We start from the raw sequence: 24,592 nt of genomic DNA on the forward strand, positions 1-24,592 counted from the left end.
GCCGAAGCCGGACATGAAGCCGCAGGCCAGGGCGGAGCCGATCTCAAAGGGTATATCGTCGTCCAGCTTGCAGAGCATGGACTCGTGGGCATTAGTGTACTCGGCAAAGCCGCTGGCCCCGGAGCAGGTCTGGATGATGACTTCACCATTTAACCGGGTATACGGGCTGGGGATGCGGAACAGGTCGCTGGTGTGGGGTACATTTTCGCAGAACCAGTGGCGGTCGTGCAGGCACTGGTCGCAGTGGCCGCAGCCCTGGCGCACCTCGGTGCACAAAACCCGGTCGCCGGGCTTGACGTACGTCACCTTCGCCCCGCATTTGTCGACGATGCCGGCAATCTCGTGGCCCGCCATGCCCGGGCCCTCGTATGCCCCGTGCTCACCCGTCAGCGCGTGGATATCGCTGTGGCAGATGGTGCACGTCATGATCTTTAACCGGACCTCATAGTCCCCCGGCTCCGCCAGCTCCACCTCTTCCACCACGATGTCAAGTCCCATTTTCGGGACAAGCGCAGCTTTACAACGCATATGTATCGACTCCTTTCAAATTTATGGCTTGTATTTTATTCATATGGCCGATTGACCTGGTACAGGCTCGACGGCGGGCCGGGTCGTCCCGCCCTGCGGCAAGGTCCGCTAGATGTTCGAGCCGCCGTCAACGATCAGGTTCTGGCCGGTGACGAACAGGTTTTCTTGAGCGAAGAACATGGCCGCCCGGGCGATATCCACCGGCTGGGCCACCCGGCCCAGCGGTGTTATGCCGGCGACGGCGGCGTACTCCTCGGGCGTGGCGTCGATCTTCATGGGCGTGTCCACCATGCCGGGGGCGATGGAATTTACCGCAATGTTGTCCTTGCCGTACTTTTTGGCAAAGGCCTTCGTCTGGCAGATGGCGGCGGCCTTGGAGGCCGTGTAGCCGGGGGTGGAGTACGCGCCGTTGACGCCGGTGACGGAGGTGACGTTGACGATGCGGCCGAAATGATTTTTCTGCATGTCGGGGATGACGGCCAGGTTCATGAGATAGTGTCCCAGCGCGTGTATTTTAAAGAACTTGAGGTATTCCTCCGGGCCCAGAGCGTCAAAAAGGTCCCCGAAAAACGTCTGCCCCGGCCTCAGGCGCGACTCGATGCCGGCATCGTTAATGAGGATGTCCGCCTTGCCGAAAGCCTTCAGCACCTTGCCCACCCCATCCTTCACGGCGGTCTCGTCGCTGACGTCCACGGACAGCGCCATGGCTCTGTCCGTATATTGCAGACATTCTGCTAAGGTCTCCTGAATTTTCTCGGCCCGGCGGCCGAAGAGTGCCACCTTGGCGCCGCCTTTGGCCAGCTCAACAGCGCAGGACCGGCCGATGCCCGTCCCTGCGCCGGTGATAATCGCGGCTCTGCCCTGAAATCCGTAATCAAGATATTGTGCCATTTTTTCCTCCTTCTCATCGTCGCTCATAAAATTCCCGGAGACCTGTTCCAAGCCCCGGTATTTTTCGTTTTTACGGGCTGTCCATAGATTTATATGTCAAATGTTTAATAAATACTTTAATATACCGCAGAAGTTTTGTATAATATTAATATTGTCTCTGCTCTTACATCCGTGGAAGAGCGGCGATCTTTTTTGAAAAGGCAGTCCGAAACAAACGGCGGAAGGTGGGGTTGACGTATGTACAATATTACTTTTCAACAGATGGAGGCATTCCTGACCGTCGCAAAATATCTGAATCTCTCCAAGGCGGCCGACGCTATGTTCATCTCCCAATCGGCGCTCAGCAAAACGCTCCAAAGGTTCGAGGAGGGCGTGGAGCTCCAGCTGTTCACCCGGAGCAACCAGGGGCTGTCCCTCACCGACGAGGGCAAATACCTGTATTCCAATCTTGAAACGCTGTACTACAACATGAACAAGACGATCAAAACGGCGCGCAGCGCCTCCGAGCAGGCAAAGACGCTGCGCATCGTGGCGCCCAGCTCCTTTGACGCCGCCGCCGATTTTGACAGGCTGAAGGCCATCGTCGCCAAATACCGGAGCAAGTACCCTCACGTCATGATAAACGTCACGCTGTTTGACTTCCGGGAGCTGCGCCAGACGCTGGAATTCGGAGACGCCGACCTGATTTTTACCCAGGATTTTTCAGTGGCCGACATGCAGGACATTTCCTTCCGGCGCATCTCGAAATTTGAGCGCTTTATCGCCATCAGCGCGTGCCACCCGCTGGCGGCTTCGGACACGCTTGATTACGCCGCGCTGAGCAGCGAGGTTTTCTACGCGGTGCCCATACCGAAGGATCTGTCCAATTTAAACGATACGCTGGAGAAATGCGGGAGGATGGGCTTTACGCCAAAGGGCCTGGAGTTTGTGCCGAATTTCCTGACGCTCCTGTACAACATCCGGCAGGGCTGCGGTGTAGGCATCATCGGGCGGTTCAATTACCTGGGGTTTGACGATATCAAATATTACCCGCTCCCGGAGCCGGAAAATCACCATGTCGTGGTGGCGTGGCGGCCCGACCGGCTCTCCTCCGAGGCGCGCGGCTTCATCAACCTGATTGCCGGGGAAAGCGTCAGTGCCTGACCGCCCGCCAAGCTCTCGGCGGATATAAAAAAGAGCCTCCAAGCGATTTGGAGGCTCTTTTTTCTTTGGCGGCGGGCGTTTTCCCGACGGTGTTGTCACAAACGGTTGGCCTGCATGCGTAGAATAAGCCGGCCGGGTATGTCGTCCGGCCAGTGAAGCTGCACGCGCAAGAGTCATGTCAATAACGACCCGGGCGACCGATTAACGATATAAACGATATAAACGATATAAATGGAGGATAATGAATGCATCAATACAGGCTTATTCGCCAAAGAGAAGACCGCAGGGACTACAGGCTGCCGCGGCTTGAGGGCGAGCGGCTGCCAAGGCTTGTGGACCTGCGGTCCCGGTGTCCGGCCGTATTCGACCAGGGCACGCTGGGCTCCTGTACCGCCAACGCCGGCGCCTCCGCACGAATGATGCTGGCCGGGACACCCGTCGCGCTGTCAAGGATGTTTCTCTATTATCAGGAGAGAGCCCTGCGCGGCAACGTCAGGGAAGATTCCGGGGCCCAGATGCGCGACATCTGCAAGGCGCTCAAAAGAGACGGCATCTGCGAGGAGCGCTTTGCCCCTTACGACATTGATAAATTCAAGGAAAGGCCATCGGCCGAGGCCTATATAAACGCGCGGAAGTATACCATAGCCTCCTACGCCACCTTCGACGGTGATACGGCGGACGATATCGATCAGATCCGGCAGTATCTGGCCACGAAGAAGCTCCCCGTCATGATCGGCATGGATATCTATGAGAGCTTCGAGTCCCGTTTTGTTGCGCGGACGGGCAGCGTGCCGATGCCGGACGTTGAGAAGGAGGCGCTGCTGGGCGGCCATGCCGCTCTGATCGTCGGCTACAATGATGTCCGAAAGGTCCTCATCGTGCGCAACAGCTGGGGCGTGCGCTGGGGCGCCGGCGGGTACTTCTACCTGCCCTACGAGTATGTCGAAAGCAAGCTCGCCTACGATTCCTGGACCATAGCCGTGTGACTTGACAAAACTGCCGGCTCAGCTCAGCCGGCAGTTTTATATACAGGCACGCATCGAAAAAGGGCAAATATATCTCGCCTTTGCACATGGTCCGGCGCTTACGTGTTCCTCTCCCCGGCGCCGCGCGTCCGGACGGCGCGGGTGAGGCTGACGAGCATGGCGGCAAAGGTGCACACGGCGCAAAAGATGAAGATGACCGACAGCCCCCTGACAAAGGACTGGGCGTTGAAGCCGCCGGTCAGATTATTGATGTTGAGCTTTGAGACAAAGGAAAAGATGAGGACGGAAAACGTGGTGCCCGAAACCATCCCCAGGTTTCTGAACAGGGCGTTGGCCCCGCCGGCGATGCCCAGCTGCGCCCGGGGCACGCAGCCCATAACGCTGGAGTTGTTGGGAGACTGGAACACGGCGAAGCCGCCGCCCAGCATGACCATCAAAAGGATGATCTTCACGATGCTCGTGGTCTCATTGATCGTGGCCAGGAGCACCAGCGCCGCCGTCGTCACCGCGAGACCCACGACGGTGAGGGGCCGGTAGGTGATGCGGTCGGAAAGCCAGCCGCTCACCGGCGCGACGATCGCCATGGCAATGGGATAGGCCGACACGATAAGCCCCGCCTTCAGCGGGTCGAACTTCAACAGGTCCTGCAGGTAGAAGGGGATAAACAGCATGGTGGAGTTCAGGGCGATATACGTCAGGTAGGCGGCGACCAGGCCGAAGGAGAACTCACGGAGCCTGAACAGGCCGATATTCAAAAGCGGATTTTCCTTTTTCCGCTCCACCCGGATGAACAGCCACAGCCCGGCGAGGGAAACGAGCACGATCGGTATGAGCCAGATCACCGGGAAGGCGCCCTCCTGGGCAAACAGCAAGCCGAGGAAAAGCAGCAGCATGGAAAAGCAGAACAGCCCCGTCCCGGCGACGTCGAACCTTTGGCTTTTCTGCTTTTCAAAGATCTCGGGAATGATGACGATCGCCAGAATGAACCCGGCCACCCCGATGGGGATATTGATCAAAAAGATGGACGGCCATCCGAAGGCGCTGACGAGAATGCCGCCCAGGCTCGGGCCCACAAGGCTGCCCAGCGCCACCATCGTGGCCAAAACGCCCAGCGCCCTGCCGCGCTCCGTGGGCGGGAACGTCCCCGTGACGATGGCCTGGGAGAGCGACATCATCGCCGCGGCGCCCAGCGCCTGAATGATCCGCGACACGACGATGAACGGCAGCGAATGGGAAAAGCTGCAAAGCGCCGAGCCCAGCGAAAAGATCAGAAAGCCCGAGGCAAAGATGTATTTTTTCCCATAGACGTCGGAGAGCTTTCCCCAGATGAGGAGCATGAGCGATATGGTCAAAAGATACGCCGTCACGACCCATTGGATCGACTCGATCGATACGTGCAGCTCGCTGGACATCATCGGCAGCCCGATATTGACGATGCTGCCGTCCAGCGTGGCCATAAAGGCCGACAGGGACGTAATGACGATAATGGTCCATTTCCTCGCGTTTGTGATTTCAGTATTCAATCTCTATCCCCCGCGTTGAGCCGTTTCCGGTAAATTACCCATCGTCAGAATTATGGCGGAAAGGCCCGTGTGATATTCATTGGCTCTATTTAAGCACAACGCTTTCGGGAAAACAACAGGGCGGCCGAGATTCGGCATTTTGCGCGCAGCGCCCGCGCCGCAGGGCCGCGCAATTTATGAATAATGTTAGATATTTAATGCCTTTCCAGAATCTTTGGCCTTACAGGGCCCTGGCCGGCATGTATAATAGATATACGGCCTTGTGCCATTCAAAGCGCCGTGAATATTGCTGCAGAAAGTGACGTTATGAAAAGAAAAAGCAAGATACTGCTGATCATCGTCGCCGCCCTGCTCTTTTTGGCGGCGCTCGGAATTACTGTCGTCAGGCTCGTGCCGAAACAGGAGAGCCCAAAGCCGGTTTACTCGGATATCATCGGGTATTTCCAGCAGGATGAGGTCGAGAAGTTCTCGTTCAATGTGTCCAGCGGCCTTCTCTCCGCCGACCTCAGAAGCGGCGACACGATTACATACGCCGTACCGGACGCCGAGCTCTTCATCCGGCAGGTGACGCCCCTCGTCACCACCTATAACGACGCGCACCCGGACGGCAAAATCGTCTATGATTTTGTGCAGGGGTGGGATGCCTCGTCCTGGCTGAGCGCGCTGCCGTATCTGCTTATATTTATCGCGGGGATCGCCTTTCTCGTCTTCCACTACGGCGCCGCCGGCAGGAAAAACCGCGACGCCATGCCCTTGGGGCACCTGAAGGTCGAGAAGGCTCAGGCCACCCTTGACAAAAAGACGTTTGCCGACGTGGCCGGTGCGGACGAGGAGAAGGAAGAGCTGAAGGAGCTCGTGGAATTCCTCAAAAATCCCGGCCGGTTCAACAGGCTGGGCGCGAGAATCCCGAAGGGCGTCCTCTTGGTGGGCCCGCCGGGCACGGGCAAAACGCTCATTGCCAAGGCCGTCTCCGGCGAGGCGGGCGTGCCGTTTTTCTCGATCTCCGGCTCGAACTTTGTGGAAATGTACGTGGGCGTGGGCGCTTCCCGCGTGCGGAGCCTTTTTGAAAAGGCCAAGAAGGTCGCGCCCTGCATCGTGTTCATTGACGAGATCGACGCCGTCGGGCGCCGCCGCGGCGCCGGGATGCACGGCGGCAACGACGAGCGGGAGCAGACGCTCAACCAACTGCTGGTGGAGATGGACGGCTTCGGGTCCAACGCCGGCGTCATCGTCGTGGCCGCCACCAACAGGGTGGATATTCTCGATCCCGCGCTCTTGCGGCCGGGCCGCTTTGACCGCCAGGTCTACGTTGGCGCGCCCGACATCAAGGGCCGCGAGGCGATTTTGCGCGTCCACGCCCGGGAGAAGCCCATCTCCTCCGACGTGGTTTTCAACGATATCGCCAAGGCCACCGTGGGCTTTACGGGCGCGGACCTGGAAAACCTTTTGAACGAGGCGGCGCTGCTGGCCGCCAAGCGCGGCAAGCAGATCATCGACATGCCGGACATCGAGGAGTCGATCATCAAGGTCGTCGCCGGCCCGGAAAAGAAATCCCGGGTCATCAGCCTGAAGGAGAAGCGGCTCACGGCCTATCACGAGGCCGGGCATGCCCTGGTGACGGCCTATCTGCCGTCCCAGAAGCAGGTGCAGCAGATTTCCATCATTCCCCGAGGCCGGATGGGCGGCTACACGCTGACCCCGCCGGAGGAGGACAAAAATTTCGAGACCAGGAACGAGATGCTGGACGAAATCTGCATCTTCCTGGGCGGGCGCGTGGCGGAGAGCATCGCCTTTGACGACATCTCCACGGGCGCCTCCAACGATATCGAGCGCGCCACCGACATGGCCCGGGCCATGGTGATGAAGTTCGGCATGAGCGAAAACCTCGGCCCCGTCAAATACGGCTCGGACGTTGATTACACGAAAAAGAGCGCTCTGTCCGGCCGCGTCTCCTCCGAGATCGACGCCGAGATACAGAAAATCATCGGCAGCGCCCAGGACAAGGCCAGGGATATCCTGACCGCCCACCTGGACAAGCTGCACGCCGTGGCCGCGCACCTGTGCCAGCATGAGAAAATGTCCGGCGCGGAGCTGAAGGAGATCATCGAAAACGATCAGGCCGAGCCCGCCATGTGCTGATACCGTCCGTATGGATTCCCGCCTTCGCGGGAATGACATTTATAAGTGCGGGAATGTCACTTAATAAAGCACGAAATTGGCACTTGACAAAGCACGAAATTGGCACTTGACAAAGCATGAAATTGGCACTTGACAAAGCATGAATGACTCTTAAATAAGCGTGTAGGGGCCGCCGCCTTCGGCGGCCCTTTTCTTGTGCGCGCCGTAGGGGACGCCGAGGGCGGCGTCCCCTACGGGATGGAAGTATCAATATTTGTGTAGGGCGGGGACTCGCTCCCGCCCTACGGTGCGCACGCGAATTTTTACTATGCCGACAAAAAAAGCGCGTTGGGAAGTGGCAGCGGCGTGGTCACGGAATGTATTTATCCGCCGCCGGGCCTTATTCTCAGGGGTTGCCGGGTTCGCCCGTTCCCTCGCCGCCTTTTACCACGCGGAAAACCTGGCGAAAGCCGATTTTCATCATGGCGAACAGGATGACCCAGGACACGACGGTGAGCGCCACGGGCACCACGGGGATGTTGTACGCCACGAGCTGGATGGACTCGGTGTCCCACAGAGCGTGCAGCACGATGACGAGGGCGTACATGCCGAGAAAGCGGGAGTCTAAAAGCATCTTCATATTAAACGTGCGCTCGCCCTTTACGAGGATGAACATGGCGCCAGTGAGGGCCGCCCAGGCGATGTGCCCTCCCGGCGTGAACAGCGCCCGCCAGAAAATCGTGTTCAGCATGGTGGGGATACCGGACTGCAGCGCCGTGACCAGAATGTAGCCCGAGCTCTCGAAGGCGGCAAAGCCCGTGCCGACGGCCGCGCCGATCAGCATGCCGTTCAAGAGGAACTTATAGGGCCGGTGGTCCACCAGGAGCAAAATCGTCAGCACCTTTGCGGTCTCCTCGACGAAGCCGATGAGGAGCGGCGATTTCCGCCCGTCGAGGATGGCGTACAGCGTTACGGCGCAGAGCAGGGAGACGATGCTGCCCTTGAGCATCAAAAGCGTCAGCTTATAGATGGAGATGTTCTGCAGGATGTTGATTTCCCAGAAAAACATCAGCAGAGACAGCGGCGTGATGACGGAGCCGAACAGGATGAGCCCCGGCAGGAACAGCGCGTTTTTAAAGATGAACGCGCCGGCGTAAAAGGCGAAGAAGGCCACCACCGACAGGGCCAGCACCCGGGCGAACAGCCACGGCTTGGGGAGCTCGGGCGGCGTTTTTTCGATGTCCGGCGTCGTCATAGGGGCGCCCAGTATAAAATGATTCTCCGCGTCGGCCGTCGTGTGTTTTTTCAGCACGTCCGTGTACAGATTGATAAATTTCACTTTTTCCATAATAAAAACCCGCGTTTCGTAGTAATTCACCATCAGTCATTTCCCGCGGGGCGGGATATTATGAGGCGGGCGCGAACTTCACCCGCGCGCGAGACATAGGATGTCAGGCAATACAAATTAAACCCGAGGTGAAACACGCTGCATGGCTGTTCTGAAGATCCTCAGGGCGCAGACAAATGGAATTTTAAGAAAGAAGGCACTTCGAGTCGGGAAAGTCGACAACAGAATACAGTCTTTGCTGAACGATATGACGGATACATTGAGAGACGCCGGCGGCGTAGGCCTCGCCGCGCCCCAGGTGGGCGTTCTTCTGAGGCTGTTCGTCATCAGAAACGGCGCGAATTATGTCAAATTCGTCAACCCGACGATCGAGCGCACGGAAGGCGTACAGGACTCGCAGGAGGCCTGTCTCAGCCTTCCCGGAATTTTTGGGAAAGTCAAGCGCCCGTTAAAAGTGGTTATCAAGGCACTGGACGAATACGGAAGGCCCTTCGTCTTTGAAGGGCAGGGCCGGGTGGCCGCGGCGCTCAGCCATGAGTCGGACCATTTGGAGGGCATCCTGTTTACCGACAGAGCCTATCAGACGCGGCACCCGAGTACCGTACCCCGGCCGGGGGTGCGGCCTGCCGAATAAAGCAGGCGCTGTAAAAAACTCGCGGGACGGTCCGTCCGTCCCGTACATATAACAATTCGGAGGTTACATTTATGCCAAAGGACACGGCCGATTACGACAGGGCCAGCGCCGTCGCTTACGCGCACCGCTGGGCTTATTCCAGAAACCCGGCCTACTATAATTACGACGGCATCGGCGGCGACTGCACAAATTTTATCTCGCAGTGCATCTACGCGGGCGCCCGGGTGATGAACTACGACCAGACCTACGGGTGGTATTACATCAGCGCCAACCACAAGGCGCCCTCCTGGTCCGGCGTGCCGTTTCTGAGAAACTTTCTTGTAAGCAATGCCGAGGGTCCGGGGCCCCGCGCCGCCGAGGCGGCGATCGGGGAGCTCCTGCCGGGCGACGTCATCCAGCTGTCCTTTGAGGGGAAAGCCTTTCAGCACTCGCTGCTTGTCGTTTCGGCAGGGGCCGTGCCGGATCGGGACAACATCCTCGTGGCCACCCATACGGACGATTCGGACTACAGGCCGCTGAACAGCTACGACTATCAAAACATCAGATTTCTGCACATTCTTCACGTCCGCCGGTGACCGCGCTTTTTGACGCGGCGGGCTTCTTGCATATTTTACCTTTATAAACGCGCGGCGCGGCGCGCACAATGAAAGTAAAAATCAATGCGCGCCCGCCGCGGGGGTGTCTGAAATCGCCGGAAAGCCGAAAAAACTGCATCTGATCGCCATAATCCTTCTGACTGCCGCTCTGCTGCAGTCATTTTACGTTTCCGGCGGGGGCGGCGCGGCGGCAGCGCGCAACCCGTTTGACGTGGAGCGGCTGAAATCCCTCGGCTACCGTATCGCCGATAAGGGCTGCACCCTGCTGATCGATCTCGACCGGCTGACGATGGTGGTATTCATGGACGGCAGACAGTATAAAACGTACCCCGTATCCGGCGGCACGCCGGAGTCGCCGTCCCCCGCCGGCGCCTGGAAGGTCGTTGAAATCGCCAGCTGGGGCGAGGGCTTTGGCGGCAGCTGGGTCGGGCTCAACGTGCCCTGGGGCAAATACGGGATTCACGGGACGGTGCAGCCCTGGGTGGTCGGCTCGTATCACGCCTCCCACGGCTGCATCCGGATGCACGACGCGGACGCGCTGGCGGTCAAAAAGCTTGTCTCCTACGGCACGGCGGTGTATATCAAGCATGATAACGCGCCGTTCCGGGACATGAAAAACGGGATGATCGGCAGCGACGTGCAGAAAACGCAGAAGCTGCTGAAATGCCTGGGATATTATACCGGCGGCATGGACGGCGTCTTTGGCAGCGGGATGGAGCGCGCTGTCCGGGCGTTCCAGAAATCCAGCGGGTTAGAGGAAAGCGGCACCGTGGGCCGGAGGATGTACGAGCTGCTCTGCGCCCTGAACGAGTGATTGTTATTGAAATCCGCCGGGACATACAGTAATATAAAGGAATAAGTGGCAGTTTCAGCAAGAGGGTGACGGTTATGATGGGTTTTAAGGAAACGCGGTATTTCAGGGAGCATATGGGGTTTGTCAAGCACGTGACGCTGAACCCCGGCAGCGAGGGCGTCGTGCGGATACATATGGTGCCTCCGGGGCGGAGCGTCTGGCGCAGGGTCCCCAGCGTCATTATTTTAAACGGGCAGGACATCCTCCCCATCGGCACCTCCTGGGCGATTTTGCTGTCGTCTTTCATGGACGAAATTCAGCGCTACGACGGGAAGGACATGGGGGACGGCGACTGGGACGACGTGATCGGCAAAACGATTGCCGCCGTAAAGCGCGTTTACGGCAGCGTCCGGGAAGAAACGCTGAGGGGCGACCTGTGGCGGATCATTAAAACGCTCACCGACGTGGCCGCCGGGCGCGCGCCGGACGAGGAGCTCGGCGCCCTGTCGCTGGCCGAATACGCCGGGCACATGACGGCCCCGCATCGGATGGACCTGATGCTCAGCGCGCTCAGCAGGGGCGGCGCCTGGCACTGCAACAACAAGTGCCTGCACTGCTACGCCGCCCGCCAGCCGCTCTCCGAGGCAAAAGAGCTTACGACGGACGACTGGAAAAGGGTCATTGACTTATGCCGCGAGGCCGGCATTCCGCAGCTCACCTTTACCGGCGGCGAGCCCACCCTGCGGGACGATCTTGTGGAGCTGGTCGACTATTCCAAATGGTTCATCACCCGGCTCAACACAAACGGCGTTCTCCTGACCGAGGCGCTTTGCCGCGGCCTGTGCGCGGCCAGCCTCGACAGCGTCCAGGTGACGCTGTATTCCAGCGACCCGGCGGCGCACAACAAGCTCGTGGGCGCGGAGAGCTTTGACAAAACCGTCCAGGGCATCAAAAACGCGGTGAGCGCGGGCCTCAGCGTCAGCGTCAACACGCCGCTGTGCGCGCTGAACAGGGATTATACGGCCACGCTGCGCTTTTTGAAAGGGCTCGGCGTCCGCTACGTCTCCTGCTCGGGCCTGATCCCGGCCGGCAACGCCAGGAGCGACGCCTCCGCCGGCACGCAGCTCAATGAGGAAGAACTGGCCGCTATTTTAAAAAGCGCCGTTGATTACTGCAGGGAAAACGATATCGACATCAGCTTCACCTCGCCCGGCTGGGTCTCCGAGGCGCGGCTCCGGGAGATCGGCTTCAAGACCGTCCCCTCCTGCGGGGCGTGCCTGAGCAATATGGCCGTGGCGCCCGACGGCACCGTCGTTCCCTGTCAGAGCTGGCTTTCAGACCCCGGCCTCGGCAACATGCTGACGACGCCCTGGCGGGAAATCTGGAACGGCCGCCGATGCCGGGAAATCCGCGCCGTATCGGCAAAAATGGAGAAGCGCTGCCAGCTGGGCGGGAAATCGGAGGAGTGCTGCGCATGAAAAAAATTCTGGGTTTTGCCGCCGCCGTCCTCCTGCTGGCGGTGCTGACGCCTGTTTCCCCGGCGCGCGCCGCCGGGCCGCTGGACGAGATCAAAAGCTACAGCATCACCGTCGACCCCCGGAGCGACGGCACGCTGGACCTGAAATACCACATCGACTGGCTTGTCCTGGACAGCACCAGCGAGGGCCCCCTCACCTGGGTCAGGATCGGCATCCCCAACAGCCACGCCGATTCCCTCAAGGCGCTCTCCGGCACTGTCAAAAAAATCAGCTACCTGAGCGACAGCGGCAGCTATGTCCGCCTCGATCTCGACCGGGCCTACACGGCGGGCGAAACGGTCCCCCTGGACTTCTCCATCCATCAGTCCTATATGTACAGGCTGGACAGCGAGGACAAGACGTGCTCCTTCACGTTTGTGCCCGGCTGGTTCGACGATATTCGGGTGGATTCGCTCAAAATCCTCTGGAACAAGGCAAACGTCGCCTATTCGGACGCAACCGGCGCGGAGGGCGATTACCTGACGTGGAGCACGGCGCTCGAGCCGGGCAAGCGGCTGACGGCAATCGTGCGGTACGACGGCGGCGTCTTCGCCACGTCCGAGAGCATGCAGGAGCAGCAGGGCAGCATCCAGGTATCCACCGGCTCCGGAGACGGCGCGGCGGTCATTTCCATCGTCGTCATCGTCGTTATTGTTGTCATTGCCGCCGTCGCGGGAGGCGGCGGCCGCTACAGAGGCGGTTTCTGGGGCGGCGGCTTTCATGGCGGCGGCCACGGCGGCGGAGGCTGCGCCTGTGCCTGCGCCTCCTGTGCCTGCGCCTGCGCCTGTGCCGGGGGCGGCCGTGCCGGCTGCTCTGCCAAGAACTTTTACGGCGCCGCCGTGGATACGGATAAATTAAAAGCGCGGCTGACCAAAAAGCGGATTTGAAGCGGCGGCAAGGGCAGAGCCCCTGCCCTACAGCTGCGGCGCTGATTTACAGTCCACGGCAGGGCGGGGGCTTGCTCCCGCCGCTCTTGTCGGCGTGGCGGCTGGCGCGTTGCGCCGGGAGAAGTACTCAGGACGCGCAACAAACTCCCTCCTTCAGTCGCCTGCGGGCGACAGCTCCCTCGTTTGAGGGAGCCCAGGCTGTCGAAAAACTCATATACAGCAAAAAAGCTTCGCAGAATTGCCGCCGCGCACGGCGGCAACAAGGTGGAATCCGTCATTTCCGGCGGCGTGTACGTCGGAAATGACACTTATCGTGCAGGCCACGGCTGAGTGGCCTGCACGTTGCCTTTTGTCGGATAAAGCCCAAAGGGCTTTATCCGACAGGCTGAGCGCCCTCGTCTGAGGGAGCCTTGGGAGGGATGCGGACATTGTGTCGAACGGTGCCGCCCGGGTAAAACGGCGGGCAAAAACTATATGTCCTTAAATGAATCTTTTCTTAATTTATCCTGCAATTATCCGGCGATTGCATTTTTCTGCCAGGCGGCCCGGCAAACGCCCATATTACGGCGATAATTGCATAGATTTTCCGCATCCGATTTATAAGTTCCCTCATGACCCCAAAAATTATACCCCCTGTTTTGCAACCGCTCCATTGTTACCTTGCATAAAAACAGGTGATGAAGTTTTGATATTTTTATTGAACAGGAGTATTGCTTTTAAAATGCGCTTCGGCTATACTACGAGCATGGCAAAACACTTTGGCGCGTGAAAGACCGCGTGCCGACAACCGAATACACGTCAATGACCGACGTAATCCAGCAGCAACGATGCTTTTTAGATCATCGCTGCTGTTTTTGTTTTTGGGGGGTAAAAACAAATGACCGGGGAAGAAATCCGCAGCACACTGAAAAAATACAATCTGCAATCCTGGAGCAAGCAGAAGAACCTGAATCCGATTTCCGTAGAAAAAGCCGAGGGCATCTACTTCTGGGACTATGACGGCAACAGATACACCGACATGTCCTCCCAGCTGGTAAACATGAACCTCGGGTTCGGCAACAAGGCCATCGGCGACGCCATCAAGGCGCAGGTGGACCAGTACTGCTTTATCGGCCCGTCCTACGGCGCGGAGTCCCGCGCAAAGCTGGCAAAAAAGATCATCGAGCTGATGCCGGACAATATGGGCAAGGTGTTCTTCACCAACGCCGGCGCCGACGCCAACGAAAACGCCGTCAAAATGGCGCGGATGTTCACCGGGCGCAATAAGGTCTTCAGCCGGTACAGAAGCTACCACGGCTCCTCCTTCGGGGCCGGCAACCTGACGGGCGAGCCGCGGCGGTTCCCTCTGGAGCCGGGCGTACCGGGCTTTATCAAGTTCTTCGACCCGTATATATACAGGGAGCCGATTGACTTTAAATCCGAAGAGGACGCCACAAAATATTATCTGGCCAAGCTCGAGGAGCAGCTCCAGTACGAGGGCGCGGGCTCTGTCGCCGCCATCTTTCTGGAGACGGTCACCGGCTCCAACGGCGTTATCATCCCGCCGAAGGGCTATCTGCCCGGCGTACGCGCCCTATGCGACAAGTACGGCATCATGATGGTGTGCGACGAGGTCATGACCGGCTGGTGCCGCACTGGCAAAATGTTCGGCTTTATGAATTTTGACGTAAAGCCCGACATCGTGACGTTTGCCAAGGGCGTCACCTGCGGCTACATCCCGCTGGGCGGCGTGGCGGTCTCGAAGGCGATCGCCGAATATTTCGACGACAACCTCCTCTCCTGCGGCCTGACGTACAGCGGCCACCCGCTGGCCTGCGCGGCCGGCGTGGCATGTGTGAATTATTTTGAGGAAGCCGATATCCTCGGGAATGTAAACAAGGTCGGCAAGGTGCTGGGCGAGAAGCTGGAAGAGATGAAAGCCAAACACCCCAGTGTCGGCGACGTGCGGTACATCGGCCTGTTTTCGGCGGTGGAGCTCGTCAAGAGCAAGGCCACGAAAGAGCCTCTCGTCCCCTATGGCAAGGACCCGGAGGGCCTCATGGGCAAAATCATCGGCCTGCTGGCGGAGCGGAAGTTCATGACGTACACCCATGAAAACGTGGTCCTGGTGGCCCCGCCGCTCATCATCACCGAAGAGCAGCTCACCCAGGAGCTCAAAAAGCTGGACGACGTGCTCTCCATCGTGGACGAGAAGTTCCTCGGTTAGGCGGGTGAGACAATGGCTTATCATTTCACCCTGCCCGGCCGGACGGTGATCGGCGAGAACGCTCTGGAGTCCTGCGAGCCCTATATCAGGGGCTTTGGGAAAAAGGCGTTTATCGTCACCGGCAAAATCGTCACCAAAACGGGGCTCCTGAAGGTTCTGACGGGCCGGCTGGACGCCTGGGGCATCGCCTGGGCAGCGTTCAACGACATCACCGGCGAGCCGACGGACAAAATGATCTCCGCCGGCGTCAGGGCCTACCGCGAAGCAGGCTGTGACTTCATTGCCGCCATCGGCGGCGGGAGCCCTCTGGACAGCGCCAAGGCCATCGGCGCCATGACGGTGCTGGACGGCAAAATCTCCGATTATATGGGCAGGGAGATTTCCGGCGGCTTCCCGCCCCTCGTGCTGATCCCCACAACGGCGGGCACCGGCTCGGAGGCCACGAAGTTCACCATCATCACCGACACGGAAAACGACGTCAAAATGCTCCTCAAGGGCGACGCCCTCCTGCCGGACCTGGCCGTCATCGACCCGACGCTCACCGTTTCGTCCCCCAGGGACATCACGGCGGCCACGGGCATGGACGCGCTCACCCACGCGGTGGAATCCTACACCTCCAGGCGGGCGAACACCCTCACCGACATGTACGCGCTGGACGCCATAAAGCGCATATTCTCCTGGCTTGTCAAGGCTTACGAAGACGGAAGCGACAAGCGGGCCCGGGAGGAGATGGCGATCGCGGCGTATGAGGCCGGCGTCTGCATCAACAACGCCTCCGTCACGGTGGTGCACGGCATGTCGCGGCCCATCGGGGCGCTCTTCCACGTCAGCCACGGCATTTCAAACGCGATGCTCATCGCCGAATGCCTCGCCTACGTGCTGGACGGCTGCTACGACAGGTTCGCCGCCATCGCCCGCGCCATCGGCGCCGCCGACGCGTCCGCCAGTGATAAGGAAGCCGCCGGGGCTTTCCTTACATCGCTCGTAAAGCTCTGCGGGGCGCTGAATATCCCGACGCTGCGCGAGTACGGCATCGTCAAGGCGGAATTCGACGCGCAATGCGACAAGATGGCAACGGACGCCATGCTGAGCGGCAGCCCGTCGAACACCAGAAAAGATTTGTGCAGGGACGATCTGATCGCCATTTACAAAAAGCTCTGGTAAGGCGTTGAAAATTTAATACCGGCTATTACAAAGGCGTAAGGCGGCAGCTTTGCGCCTTTATGTTTTTTTATTGGAATAAGAAGGAGATAGCTATGGCTGCTGCAAGAAGCATGGAAAGCGAATTTCTCTCCAGAGATTTTTCCGCTCCCGTGACCAAGGAAACTGAAATAAGCATTGAAAACCTCTCGGTCAAATTTCCCGACAAGGACGGCGGCGAGCCCGTCGCCGCCCTCCGGGACGTGAATCTTGAAATCAAGCAGGGGGAATTCATCTCCCTGGTCGGGCCCAGCGGCTGCGGCAAAACGACGCTCCTCAGAACGATCGCCGACCTGCAGCAGCCCTCCTCCGGCAAAATATCGGTGCGGGGCCTGTCGCCCAGGGAGGTCCGGCTCCAGAAGAAATACGGCATCGTCTTTCAGAGCCCCGTTTTGTACGACTGGCGGACGGTGCGGCGGAACGTCTGCATGCCGATGGAGCTGATGGGTCTGCCGAAAAAGTACAGGACGGCCACCGTCACCGAAATGCTGGAGCTCGTCGGCCTTTACGACTTCGGCAAAAAGTATCCCCACGAGCTCTCCGGGGGCATGCAGCAGCGGGTCAACATCGCCCGGGCGCTGGCCATCAAGCCGGAAATTCTCCTGATGGATGAGCCCTTCTCCGCCCTGGACGAATTCACCAAGGAAAAGCTGCACGAGGACCTTTTGACGATCTGGAGCAAGACGAACAAGACCATCCTTTTCGTCACGCACAACATCTCCGAGGCCGTCTTCCTGGCCGACCGGGTCGTCGTCATGTCGCCGCACCCCGGGAGGATATCGGCCGTCGTGGACGTAAATATCCCCAGGCCCCGGGCATTGAAGGACAAAAACGCGCCGGAATTCAACGCGCTCGTTGCAAAGGTCAGAAACAGCTTCGAGGGGGTCTGAGCATGAAAGCTTTAAAGAAGGCCCTCACCTCCAGGCAAATGGTGACGGTCGTCTGGGTCATCGGCCTCATCGTCCTCTGGGAGATCGGCGCCACGGTGATCGCCCAGACGAAGCGGACGCCGGAAAATACGCTGCCGCACCTGTACCAGATCGTGGCCTCCGTGTTTTCCACGAATCTCGTCAACGGCAAGCAGACGGCGATAGAGCTGGTGCTGTCAAACGCCGGGGTCACCCTGGCCCGCGCGGGGACCGGGTTCCTGATCGGCGCCGTTATCGGCTTTATTCTGGCGCTCGTCATGAATCTCTTCCGGCCGGCGGAGAAAATCGCCTTTCCGTACCTGATGATCATCCAGATGATCCCCATCCTCGGTATGGCCCCGATCATCCTGGCCATCACGAAGGACATCAACAAGAGCCGGACCATCATCGCGGCGATACTGACCTTTTATCCCGTGGCCACAAACGCCCTGGCCGGCTTCAAGGCCGTGGAGCGCGAAAAGCACGAGCTCATGTATTCGCTGGCGGCCAGCAAGTTCCAGGTGTACACAAAGCTGCTGATCCCCTCCTGCATCCCCTATCTGTTCACCGGACTGAAGATCTCGGCCCCCATGGCCATCACCGCCTCGATCCTGGTGGATACGCTGCAGGGCGGCAGCGGGCTCGGCACGATGCTGTCCCAGTCTCTCAAGCACGCCATGACCATCTACGTCTTCTGGCAGATCGTCTTTGTCAGCGCCATCATCGGCATTTTGAGCTATTACCTGATGGGCCTTCTCGAAAAAGTCGCCATGAACCGGCGGGGAAGGCTTTTGAGGGTGAGAAAATGAAGAAGTTTAAAAACAAATTCAACAAAGAAACCATCACCTCGGTGGCGTATCCCGTGGCGTTCGGCATCCTGATCGTCGTCCTCTGGCAGACGCAGCTTCTCCACAAGCTCATCGGGACCGACACGTTCACGCTGCCTTTGCCGGGCCGCATCTTCCACATCATCGGAGACAACTTCGGCGCCATCATGAAGAACGTGGAGGCCACGCTCATCGTGGCTCTGGGCGGGCTGGTGCTCGGCTCCCTCTTAGGCTACGTGCTGGGCATCGTGGCGGCTGTTTTCACCAAGTGGGGCAAGGGCGGGCTCACCATCGCCTCGGCCTTCAACGCCATACCGATCATCGCCATCGCGCCCATCATGAACAACCTCACCAAAGACTTTAGCAAGGACCCCAACGTCCGCAGCATGCTGGCGAAAATGCTCGTCGTTATGCTGACGTGCACCGTGGCGATGAGCATCAACGCCTACCGCGGGCTCACCGAACTCAAGCCGTACTCGGAGGACCTGATGAAGTCCTACGCGGCGGGCAAATGGACGATTTTCAAAAAGCTCCGGCTCCCCAGCAGCGTGCCGTACATCTTTACGGCGCTCCGGGTCAGTGTGCCGGCCAGCATCATCTCCGCGCTCGTCAGCGAATATTTCGCCGAGTACATCGTCGGCGTCGGGCGCGCGATCCGCGAAAACATCGTCCTGTCGCAGTACGCCACAGCCTGGGCCTATATCGTCGTGGCCTGCGTCATCGGCATCATTCTCTACGCCGTGCTCCTCATCGCCGAAGGTATTTTGCTGAAAGGCCGGAGATAACCGGCCGTCGGCTCAATATAAAACAGCTTTATATGACAAGGAGGAAAAATCATGAAAAAAGAAAGTACCACCAAGTTTTCAAAAATATGTACGCTGCTGCTTGCCGGCGCCATGACCGTGCTCACCTTTGCCGGATGCGGAACGTCGTCCGGGAGCGCGTCGTCCCCCTCTCCCTCGGTATCCGCCTCGGCCGAGGCGTCGGCTTCCCCGTCGGCCTCCGAGGCCGCGGGCCTGTACTACGGCAGCGCCGCCACGGCGGAGAGCGTCGTGAAGGACGCCGCCGGCAAGGGCAAGGTCGGCAACTGGGGCCTCGGCAACGAATACGAGATTCAGGCGCTCCTGAGCAAGTACGGCCTGCCCACCACCTTCCTCAGCCAGGCGTTTGACATGAACGGCTTTGACGACGACACCATCGCGCTGGCCTCCGCCATGACGTACAACGAGCTCGGCCTCGTCAAGAACAGCTACGAGGGCGGCTACAGCTACGGCGACAAGGTCAAAACCATCGACATGAACGAGGAAGGCGTGGCAATGCTGGAAGACAACATCTTCACCACCAGCGCCTTTGCCAAAGCCAATCCGAACACCGTGACGGCGTTCCTCTACGCCTCCCTCAAGGGCTGGGAATACGCGGTCGCCAATCCGGAGGAGGCCGCGGAAATCTGCTACAAATACGGCTCCTCCGTCTCCGCAGATCACCAGGCGTACATGGCCGACGAGGTGGAAAAGCTCGTCACCACCGACACGAAGGGCAGCGCCGTCAGTAAAATCGGCAACATGGACGAAGCCGCCATGCAGCAGACGCTGGACCTGGCCAAGAAGTACATCAAGCTGGACGACTCCGTCGCGGCCTCTAAGCTCCAGTCCCTCACGCTGGACGATATCCGCGACACCTCCTACTGGGCGGCGGCGTCCGCGAGCACCGACGGCAAGTTCGGCGCCCCCGAGAAGACGGATATCTCCATCCAGCTGAAGTGGCTGCCCGACGCGCAGTTCATGGGCTACTACGTGGCGCTCGACAAGGGCTACTATAAAGACGTGGGCCTCAACGTCACCATCGTCCCGGGCGGCGGCGACATCAGCGAGACGACGGCCGTCAACAGCGGGCAGGTCGACTTCGGCGTGACGTGGGTCTCCAACCTGATCGCGGCCAACGCCGGCGGCATGAGCCTCACCGAGGTCGCCCAGATCTTCCAGAGATCAGGCCTCGTTCTCGTCTACAAGATCAACGGGTAAATAAACATTCGGGAAACGGCGGGCGGCCAACGGCCGTCCCTACGGCGGAACCTGTAAAAGCCCGTAGGGGGCGATGCCCACATCGCCCCGCCGTTCCTAAGCCTCCCTCGTCCAAGGGAGGCAAGGACGTATCGGACAGACTGGAGCTTAGAAACCGAATCGATGCACAAGGCTCCCCGCCCTCTCATTCATTCGGTTTCTAACCTGCATTTTGTGTATTGGAGGTTTGACTATGGATCTACTGATAAAAAACGGCACTGTCGTCACCGCCGACGAGAGCTTTATCGCCGATATCGCCGTGGAAAACGGAAAAATTGCCTGTATCGGACAAAACCTGTCCGTTGACGCCAAACAAACAGTCGACGCCGCCGGGAAGCTGGTGCTGCCCGGCGCCATCGACGCGCACACCCATCTGGCCATGCCCTTCGGCGGGACGGTGTCGGCGGACGGCTACCTGGCCGGGACCCGCGCGGCCGCCTGCGGCGGCGTCACGACGGTGTTCGACTACCCCATGCAGAAAAAGGGCATGGGCATCATGGAGATCATCGAAGCAAGAAAGGCCATGTGTGACCCCGAGGCCTGCGTGGACTACGCGTTCCACTGCATCATCACGGATTTGAACGGCGGGGCGCTCCTCGACGAGTTCCAGGCCGCGGTCGATAACGGCATCACCAGCTTCAAATGCTTTCTGGTCTATAAAAAAGAGGGCATGATGGTCGACGACGCAACGCTCATCAAGGTTCTGCTGAAAGCCAAAGAGGTCGGCGCCATCACCAACATCCACGCCGAGAACCCTGATGTCATCGACATGAACATCGAAAAATTCCTGAAGGAAGGCAAAACCTCGGCCTGGTACCATTACCTGTCGCGGCCGGAGTTCGTGGAGGCCGAGGCCGACAAGCGGGCCGTCCACTGGGCCAAATCCGTGGGCGCGCCGCTCTACATCGTGCACATGGCCGACAAGGAGGGCCTGGAGGCCGCCATTGCGGCGAAGCTCGAGGGCCACGACATCTATGTGGAAACGTGCCCGCAGTATCTGGAATTCACCTGCGACGTTTACAAGCGGGAGGACGGCCGGAACTTCGTCTGCTCGCCCCCGATGAAAGGCGAGGAGAGCCGCGAGGCCCTGTGGGACGCCATTAAAACCGGCCTCATCGACACCGTCGCCACCGACCACTGCCCCTTCCAGAGCTATGAAAAGGACTGGGGCAAGGACGATTTCACCAAAATTCCCAACGGATGCGCCGGCGTTGAGAATCTCTATCCGTATATGCTGTCCGCGGCGGGCGCGGGGAAAATTACGTGGAGCCGCGCCGTGGCGCTGTGCGCCACGAACCCGGCGAAGATTTTCGGCTGCACGCAGAAGGGCTCCCTGGCGCCCGGCAAGGACGCGGACATCGTCGTTTACGACCCGAAAAAGGACTTTACGATTTCCGTTTCCAACATGCATTCCGACTACGACCACACGATCTGGGAGGGCAAAACCCTTCACGGCTACCCTGTTCAGACGTACGTGCGCGGCAGGCTCGTCTATGACAACGGCGCTTTCGTGGGCCAGCCGGGCTACGGCGAATTCGTCAAGCGCGCGCCGAAAATCTGAAAAGCGAGGTGCGACCTATGAATAATCCGGCTTATAGAGACGTTTCGCTCCCGGAGGAGGTCGGCGGCTGCCTTTTGTGCGCCGGGGCCCCCTGCCGAAAGGCCTGCCCGTACGGCGTGGCGGCGGACACCATTATCCGCTCGCTCCGGTTTGAAAACTTTTCGGGCGCGGCGAACAGGCTGCCGGAGCCCGTCCCCTGTGCGTCCTGCGCCACGAAGGACTGTTTATCGGCCTGCCTGAAGGGCAAAATGAGCCGACCGGTCCCCGTTGACGAGATCATGCTGACGGCGTCGACCTACGACAGGCTTTCGTCGGAAGATACGGACCTGTCCATCGATTTTTGCGGCGTCCGCTGCGAAAACCCGTTTTTCCTCTCCTCTTCCGTCGTCGGCAGCAACTATGAGATGGTTGCCAAAGCCTTTGAGATGGGCTGGGCGGGCGTGGCTTTCAAGACGATCGGGACGTTTGCCGCCAACGAGGTGTCGCCCAGGTTCGACGCGCTGACGAAGGAATCTGTCCCCTTTGTCGGCTTCAAGAACATCGAGCAGATCTCCGAGCACCCGCTCAACGAAAATCTCGCCTATCTCCGCCAGCTGAAGAAGGATTTCCCCACGAAGGTCATCGTTGCCTCCATCATGGGGCAGGACGAGGCGGAGTGGACCTATCTGGCCGAGGTGATGACGGCCGCCGGCGCCGACATCCTCGAGTGTAACTTTTCCTGCCCGCACATGGCCGCAAACGGCTTAGGCTCCGACGTGGGCCAGAACCCCGAGCTCGTCGCCGCCTATACCCGCGCCACGCGACGGGGCACACACCTGCCGATCCTGGCCAAAATGACCCCGAACATCGGCAACATGGAGCTGCCGGCCATCGCGGCCATTGAGGCCGGCGCCACGGGCATCGCGGCCATCAACACCATCAAAAGCATCATGAACGTGAACCTGGACACCTTTGCCTCCGGCCCCGACGTCCAGGGCAGGACGAGCGTGGGCGGCTACTCCGGCAAGGCGGTAAAGCCCATCGCGCTCCGCTTTATCCAGGCCATGAAAAGCTGCGACAAGCTCGCCGGCGTGCCGGTGAGCGGCATGGGCGGCATCGAAACATGGCGGGACGCCGCGGAGTTCATGGCCCTCGGGTGCGAGAACATCCAGGTGACAACGTCCGTCATGCAGTACGGCTACAGGATCATCGAGGATATGATCGAGGGCATGCGGCTGTATCTCGCCGCCCGCGGGTATAAGAGCGTGGGCGAGATCGTGGGCCGCGCGCTCCCCAATATCCTGCCGGCGGAGGCGCTGGACAGGGACAGCATCTGCTATCCCCGGTTCGACAGGTCCAAATGCGTCGGCTGCGGCCGGTGCTGTCTGTCCTGCTATGACGGCGGCCACCAGGCGCTCCGGCAGGATGACAAAACGGGCCGGCCTGTGATGGACGCCCGCCGCTGCGTGGGCTGCCACCTGTGCGTGGCCGTCTGCCCGGCCGGGGCCGTGTCGCCGGGGGTGCGCGTGACGAAAGACAGAATCATTTCAAACGTCGGTTAAATTAAGGAGGGCATTTTCATGATTTCATGCAGCTTAGAGCGCTTGGACGATAAAATCAAAACCTTCAGCAAATTCGGCGACACCGGCAAGGGCGGCATCACCCGGTTCTCGCTGTCCCACGAGGCGACGGCCGCCAGGGCCGAATTCAAAAAAAGGATGGAGGCGCTGGGGGCCACCGTCGTCACCGACGATATGGCCAACATGTACGCCACGCTCCCCGGCGCCGAGGACCTGCCCGCCATCGCCACCGGGTCGCACCTGGACTCCGTCCGTCAGGGCGGCAATTACGACGGCGTGCTGGGCGTGCTCGCGGCCATGGAGGCCGCTGAAACAATCGTCCGGGAAAACATCCCCCATCGCCACCCGATCACCGTCGTCGTCTGGACCAACGAGGAGGGCGCCCGTTTCGAGCCCGCTATGATGTCCTCGGGCGTCATCACCGGCAAATTCGACAAAGCGGCGATGCTGAAATCGTTTGCCAAGGACGTGCCGGGCTACAGCTTCGGGGAAGCGCTGGAGAAAAGCGGCTACAAGGGCAGCGAGGAAAACCGCCTGACGGCCGACAAATACGCCGCGCTCATTGAGCTGCATATCGAACAGGGCCCGGTGCTGGACAGCGAGGGCATCGATATCGGCGTTGTCGAAGGCGTGTGCGGGATGATCAACTATGAGTTCACGTTCACCGGACAGGCCGGCCACGCCGGCACCACGCCGATGAAATACAGGAAGGACGCGCTTTACGCCGCCGTCAAGGCGATCCAGCACCTCCACGACGAGCTCGACAGGCTGGACAGCAGGCTGGTGTACACCACCGGCAAGATCTCCTGCCACCCGAACATCCACACCATCATTCCCGGCGAGGTGAAATTCACCCTGGACGCCAGGCACCAGGACCCGAAGGTCCTCAAAAAGGTGATGGATATCATCAAAAAGATGCCGGCGGAGATAGAGAAATGCAAAACCGGCTATAGGGAAGACTGGTCGCGCAAGACGGTGAATTTCACGCCCGGGCTGGTGGACATCGTGGAGCGGTGCGCCAGGGAATACGGCTACTCCAGCCGCCGCATGTACAGCGGGCCGGGCCATGACGCCCAGTACCTCATCGACCTCATCCCCACGACGATGATCTTTGTCCCCAGCGTCGGCGGCCACAGCCACAGCGAGCTGGAACACACCCCCACCGAGAGCTGCCTCAAGGGCGTCAACGTCCTGCTGGACACGCTCCTCACCATCGACAGCACAAAATAAGGCTAATATTCGCGGACGGCCAATGGCCGTCCCTACGGCATGACTTATTGTTTTTCGTAGGGACGACCATTGGCCGT

At 59.7% G+C, this 24,592-nt stretch carries 21 protein-coding genes; 17 read left to right on the forward strand and 4 right to left on the reverse strand.

What is annotated here, in order from left to right; all coding sequences use genetic code 11:
* Together BUB60_RS12625 and BUB60_RS12630 are read right to left on the reverse strand one after the other, a co-directional pair.
* On the reverse strand, positions 1-528 hold a 528-nt coding region (locus BUB60_RS12625), incomplete at its 3' end, for an alcohol dehydrogenase catalytic domain-containing protein (RefSeq protein ID WP_159435414.1).
* 108 nt (positions 529-636) lie between these two features.
* Positions 637-1,419 (reverse strand): SDR family NAD(P)-dependent oxidoreductase, encoded by a 783-nt coding sequence (locus tag BUB60_RS12630; protein ID WP_159435415.1) that lies wholly within the window; start codon positions 1,417-1,419, stop codon positions 637-639.
* 237 nt (positions 1,420-1,656) lie between these two features.
* Here BUB60_RS12630 and BUB60_RS12635 point away from each other — a divergent pair, with 237 nt between their 5' ends.
* Together BUB60_RS12635 and BUB60_RS12640 are read left to right on the forward strand one after the other, a co-directional pair.
* Positions 1,657-2,562: a LysR family transcriptional regulator gene (locus BUB60_RS12635; RefSeq protein ID WP_073079618.1), complete on the forward strand. Its 906-nt coding sequence runs from the start codon at positions 1,657-1,659 to the stop codon at positions 2,560-2,562.
* Positions 2,563-2,807: 245 nt separating this feature from the next.
* Positions 2,808-3,548 (forward strand): C1 family peptidase, encoded by a 741-nt coding sequence (locus BUB60_RS12640; protein WP_073079620.1) that lies wholly within the window; start codon positions 2,808-2,810, stop codon positions 3,546-3,548.
* 98 nt (positions 3,549-3,646) lie between these two features.
* Here the strand turns inward: BUB60_RS12640 and BUB60_RS12645 are convergent, their stop codons facing one another.
* The gene (locus tag BUB60_RS12645; protein WP_073079622.1) at positions 3,647-5,071 is read right to left on the reverse strand and encodes an MFS transporter; all 1,425 of its coding nucleotides are present in this window, start codon (positions 5,069-5,071) and stop codon (positions 3,647-3,649) included.
* Positions 5,072-5,377: 306 nt separating this feature from the next.
* Here BUB60_RS12645 and ftsH point away from each other — a divergent pair, with 306 nt between their 5' ends.
* Positions 5,378-7,210: an ATP-dependent zinc metalloprotease FtsH gene (ftsH, locus tag BUB60_RS12650; RefSeq protein WP_073079625.1), complete on the forward strand. Its 1,833-nt coding sequence runs from the start codon at positions 5,378-5,380 to the stop codon at positions 7,208-7,210.
* 385 nt (positions 7,211-7,595) lie between these two features.
* Here ftsH and BUB60_RS12655 read toward each other — a convergent pair whose 3' ends face one another.
* Complete coding sequence (locus BUB60_RS12655; RefSeq protein ID WP_073079954.1) at positions 7,596-8,537, reverse strand: PrsW family intramembrane metalloprotease; 942 nt, start codon at positions 8,535-8,537, stop codon at positions 7,596-7,598.
* 142 nt (positions 8,538-8,679) lie between these two features.
* On the opposite strand from BUB60_RS12655, the gene def reads away from it, so the two are divergent.
* From def to BUB60_RS12725, 14 genes are all read left to right on the forward strand, one after another.
* Complete coding sequence (def, locus tag BUB60_RS12660) at positions 8,680-9,171, forward strand: peptide deformylase (protein WP_073079627.1); 492 nt, start codon at positions 8,680-8,682, stop codon at positions 9,169-9,171.
* Between the two features lie 71 nt (positions 9,172-9,242).
* On the forward strand, positions 9,243-9,746 hold the full coding sequence (locus tag BUB60_RS12665) for an amidase domain-containing protein (protein ID WP_073079629.1): 504 nt from the start codon (positions 9,243-9,245) through the stop codon (positions 9,744-9,746).
* A gap of 103 nt (positions 9,747-9,849) precedes the next feature.
* Positions 9,850-10,581, forward strand: a complete 732-nt coding sequence (locus tag BUB60_RS12670; RefSeq protein WP_073079631.1) for a L,D-transpeptidase family protein — start codon at positions 9,850-9,852, stop codon at positions 10,579-10,581.
* A gap of 74 nt (positions 10,582-10,655) precedes the next feature.
* On the forward strand, positions 10,656-12,038 hold the full coding sequence (locus BUB60_RS12675) for a radical SAM/SPASM domain-containing protein (protein WP_073079634.1): 1,383 nt from the start codon (positions 10,656-10,658) through the stop codon (positions 12,036-12,038).
* A complete protein-coding gene (locus tag BUB60_RS20410) occupies positions 12,035-12,964 on the forward strand; it encodes a hypothetical protein (RefSeq protein WP_073079636.1) in 930 nt (309 codons plus the stop codon). Before BUB60_RS12675 ends, BUB60_RS20410 begins: the two co-directional genes overlap by 4 nt.
* Before the next feature lie 877 nt (positions 12,965-13,841).
* Positions 13,842-15,170 (forward strand): aminotransferase class III-fold pyridoxal phosphate-dependent enzyme, encoded by a 1,329-nt coding sequence (locus tag BUB60_RS12685; RefSeq protein ID WP_073079638.1) that lies wholly within the window; start codon positions 13,842-13,844, stop codon positions 15,168-15,170.
* Positions 15,171-15,182: 12 nt separating this feature from the next.
* Positions 15,183-16,334, forward strand: coding sequence for an iron-containing alcohol dehydrogenase (locus BUB60_RS12690; RefSeq protein WP_073079640.1), 1,152 nt, complete (start codon positions 15,183-15,185; stop codon positions 16,332-16,334).
* A gap of 110 nt (positions 16,335-16,444) precedes the next feature.
* Positions 16,445-17,260 (forward strand): ABC transporter ATP-binding protein, encoded by an 816-nt coding sequence (locus BUB60_RS12695; RefSeq protein WP_073079642.1) that lies wholly within the window; start codon positions 16,445-16,447, stop codon positions 17,258-17,260.
* Positions 17,261-17,262: 2 nt separating this feature from the next.
* Complete coding sequence (locus BUB60_RS12700) at positions 17,263-18,087, forward strand: ABC transporter permease (RefSeq protein WP_073079645.1); 825 nt, start codon at positions 17,263-17,265, stop codon at positions 18,085-18,087.
* Positions 18,084-18,890: an ABC transporter permease gene (locus BUB60_RS12705; RefSeq protein ID WP_073079647.1), complete on the forward strand. Its 807-nt coding sequence runs from the start codon at positions 18,084-18,086 to the stop codon at positions 18,888-18,890. Before BUB60_RS12700 ends, BUB60_RS12705 begins: the two co-directional genes overlap by 4 nt.
* 51 nt (positions 18,891-18,941) lie before the next feature.
* Positions 18,942-20,126, forward strand: coding sequence for an ABC transporter substrate-binding protein (locus tag BUB60_RS12710; protein WP_073079649.1), 1,185 nt, complete (start codon positions 18,942-18,944; stop codon positions 20,124-20,126).
* A 232-nt stretch (positions 20,127-20,358) separates the two neighbouring features.
* Positions 20,359-21,726 (forward strand): dihydropyrimidinase, encoded by a 1,368-nt coding sequence (gene hydA / locus BUB60_RS12715; RefSeq protein ID WP_073079651.1) that lies wholly within the window; start codon positions 20,359-20,361, stop codon positions 21,724-21,726.
* A 17-nt stretch (positions 21,727-21,743) separates the two neighbouring features.
* Positions 21,744-23,267, forward strand: coding sequence for an NAD-dependent dihydropyrimidine dehydrogenase subunit PreA (gene preA / locus BUB60_RS12720; protein ID WP_073079654.1), 1,524 nt, complete (start codon positions 21,744-21,746; stop codon positions 23,265-23,267).
* An 18-nt stretch (positions 23,268-23,285) separates the two neighbouring features.
* The gene (locus BUB60_RS12725; RefSeq protein ID WP_073079657.1) at positions 23,286-24,515 is read left to right on the forward strand and encodes a Zn-dependent hydrolase; all 1,230 of its coding nucleotides are present in this window, start codon (positions 23,286-23,288) and stop codon (positions 24,513-24,515) included.
* Positions 24,516-24,592: the final 77 nt, after the last annotated feature.

This window comes from Sporobacter termitidis DSM 10068 (genome assembly GCF_900130065.1).
Lineage (GTDB): Bacteria > Bacillota > Clostridia > Oscillospirales > Oscillospiraceae > Sporobacter > Sporobacter termitidis.

Excerpts from the sequence above, each read along its gene's own strand:
- BUB60_RS12630 (WP_159435415.1), bottom strand. The coding sequence starts at position 1,419 with ATGGCACAATATCTTGATTACGGATTTCAGGGCAGAGCCGCGATTATC.
- BUB60_RS12635 (WP_073079618.1), top strand. The coding sequence starts at position 1,657 with ATGTACAATATTACTTTTCAACAGATGGAGGCATTCCTGACCGTCGCA.
- BUB60_RS12640 (WP_073079620.1), top strand. The coding sequence starts at position 2,808 with ATGCATCAATACAGGCTTATTCGCCAAAGAGAAGACCGCAGGGACTAC.
- ftsH (WP_073079625.1), top strand. The coding sequence starts at position 5,378 with ATGAAAAGAAAAAGCAAGATACTGCTGATCATCGTCGCCGCCCTGCTC.
- BUB60_RS12655 (WP_073079954.1), bottom strand. The coding sequence starts at position 8,537 with ATGGAAAAAGTGAAATTTATCAATCTGTACACGGACGTGCTGAAAAAA.
- def (WP_073079627.1), top strand. The coding sequence starts at position 8,680 with ATGGCTGTTCTGAAGATCCTCAGGGCGCAGACAAATGGAATTTTAAGA.
- BUB60_RS12665 (WP_073079629.1), top strand. The coding sequence starts at position 9,243 with ATGCCAAAGGACACGGCCGATTACGACAGGGCCAGCGCCGTCGCTTAC.
- BUB60_RS12675 (WP_073079634.1), top strand. The coding sequence starts at position 10,656 with ATGATGGGTTTTAAGGAAACGCGGTATTTCAGGGAGCATATGGGGTTT.
- BUB60_RS20410 (WP_073079636.1), top strand. The coding sequence starts at position 12,035 with ATGAAAAAAATTCTGGGTTTTGCCGCCGCCGTCCTCCTGCTGGCGGTG.
- BUB60_RS12685 (WP_073079638.1), top strand. The coding sequence starts at position 13,842 with ATGACCGGGGAAGAAATCCGCAGCACACTGAAAAAATACAATCTGCAA.
- BUB60_RS12690 (WP_073079640.1), top strand. The coding sequence starts at position 15,183 with ATGGCTTATCATTTCACCCTGCCCGGCCGGACGGTGATCGGCGAGAAC.
- BUB60_RS12695 (WP_073079642.1), top strand. The coding sequence starts at position 16,445 with ATGGAAAGCGAATTTCTCTCCAGAGATTTTTCCGCTCCCGTGACCAAG.
- BUB60_RS12700 (WP_073079645.1), top strand. The coding sequence starts at position 17,263 with ATGAAAGCTTTAAAGAAGGCCCTCACCTCCAGGCAAATGGTGACGGTC.
- BUB60_RS12705 (WP_073079647.1), top strand. The coding sequence starts at position 18,084 with ATGAAGAAGTTTAAAAACAAATTCAACAAAGAAACCATCACCTCGGTG.
- BUB60_RS12710 (WP_073079649.1), top strand. The coding sequence starts at position 18,942 with ATGAAAAAAGAAAGTACCACCAAGTTTTCAAAAATATGTACGCTGCTG.
- hydA (WP_073079651.1), top strand. The coding sequence starts at position 20,359 with ATGGATCTACTGATAAAAAACGGCACTGTCGTCACCGCCGACGAGAGC.
- preA (WP_073079654.1), top strand. The coding sequence starts at position 21,744 with ATGAATAATCCGGCTTATAGAGACGTTTCGCTCCCGGAGGAGGTCGGC.
- BUB60_RS12725 (WP_073079657.1), top strand. The coding sequence starts at position 23,286 with ATGATTTCATGCAGCTTAGAGCGCTTGGACGATAAAATCAAAACCTTC.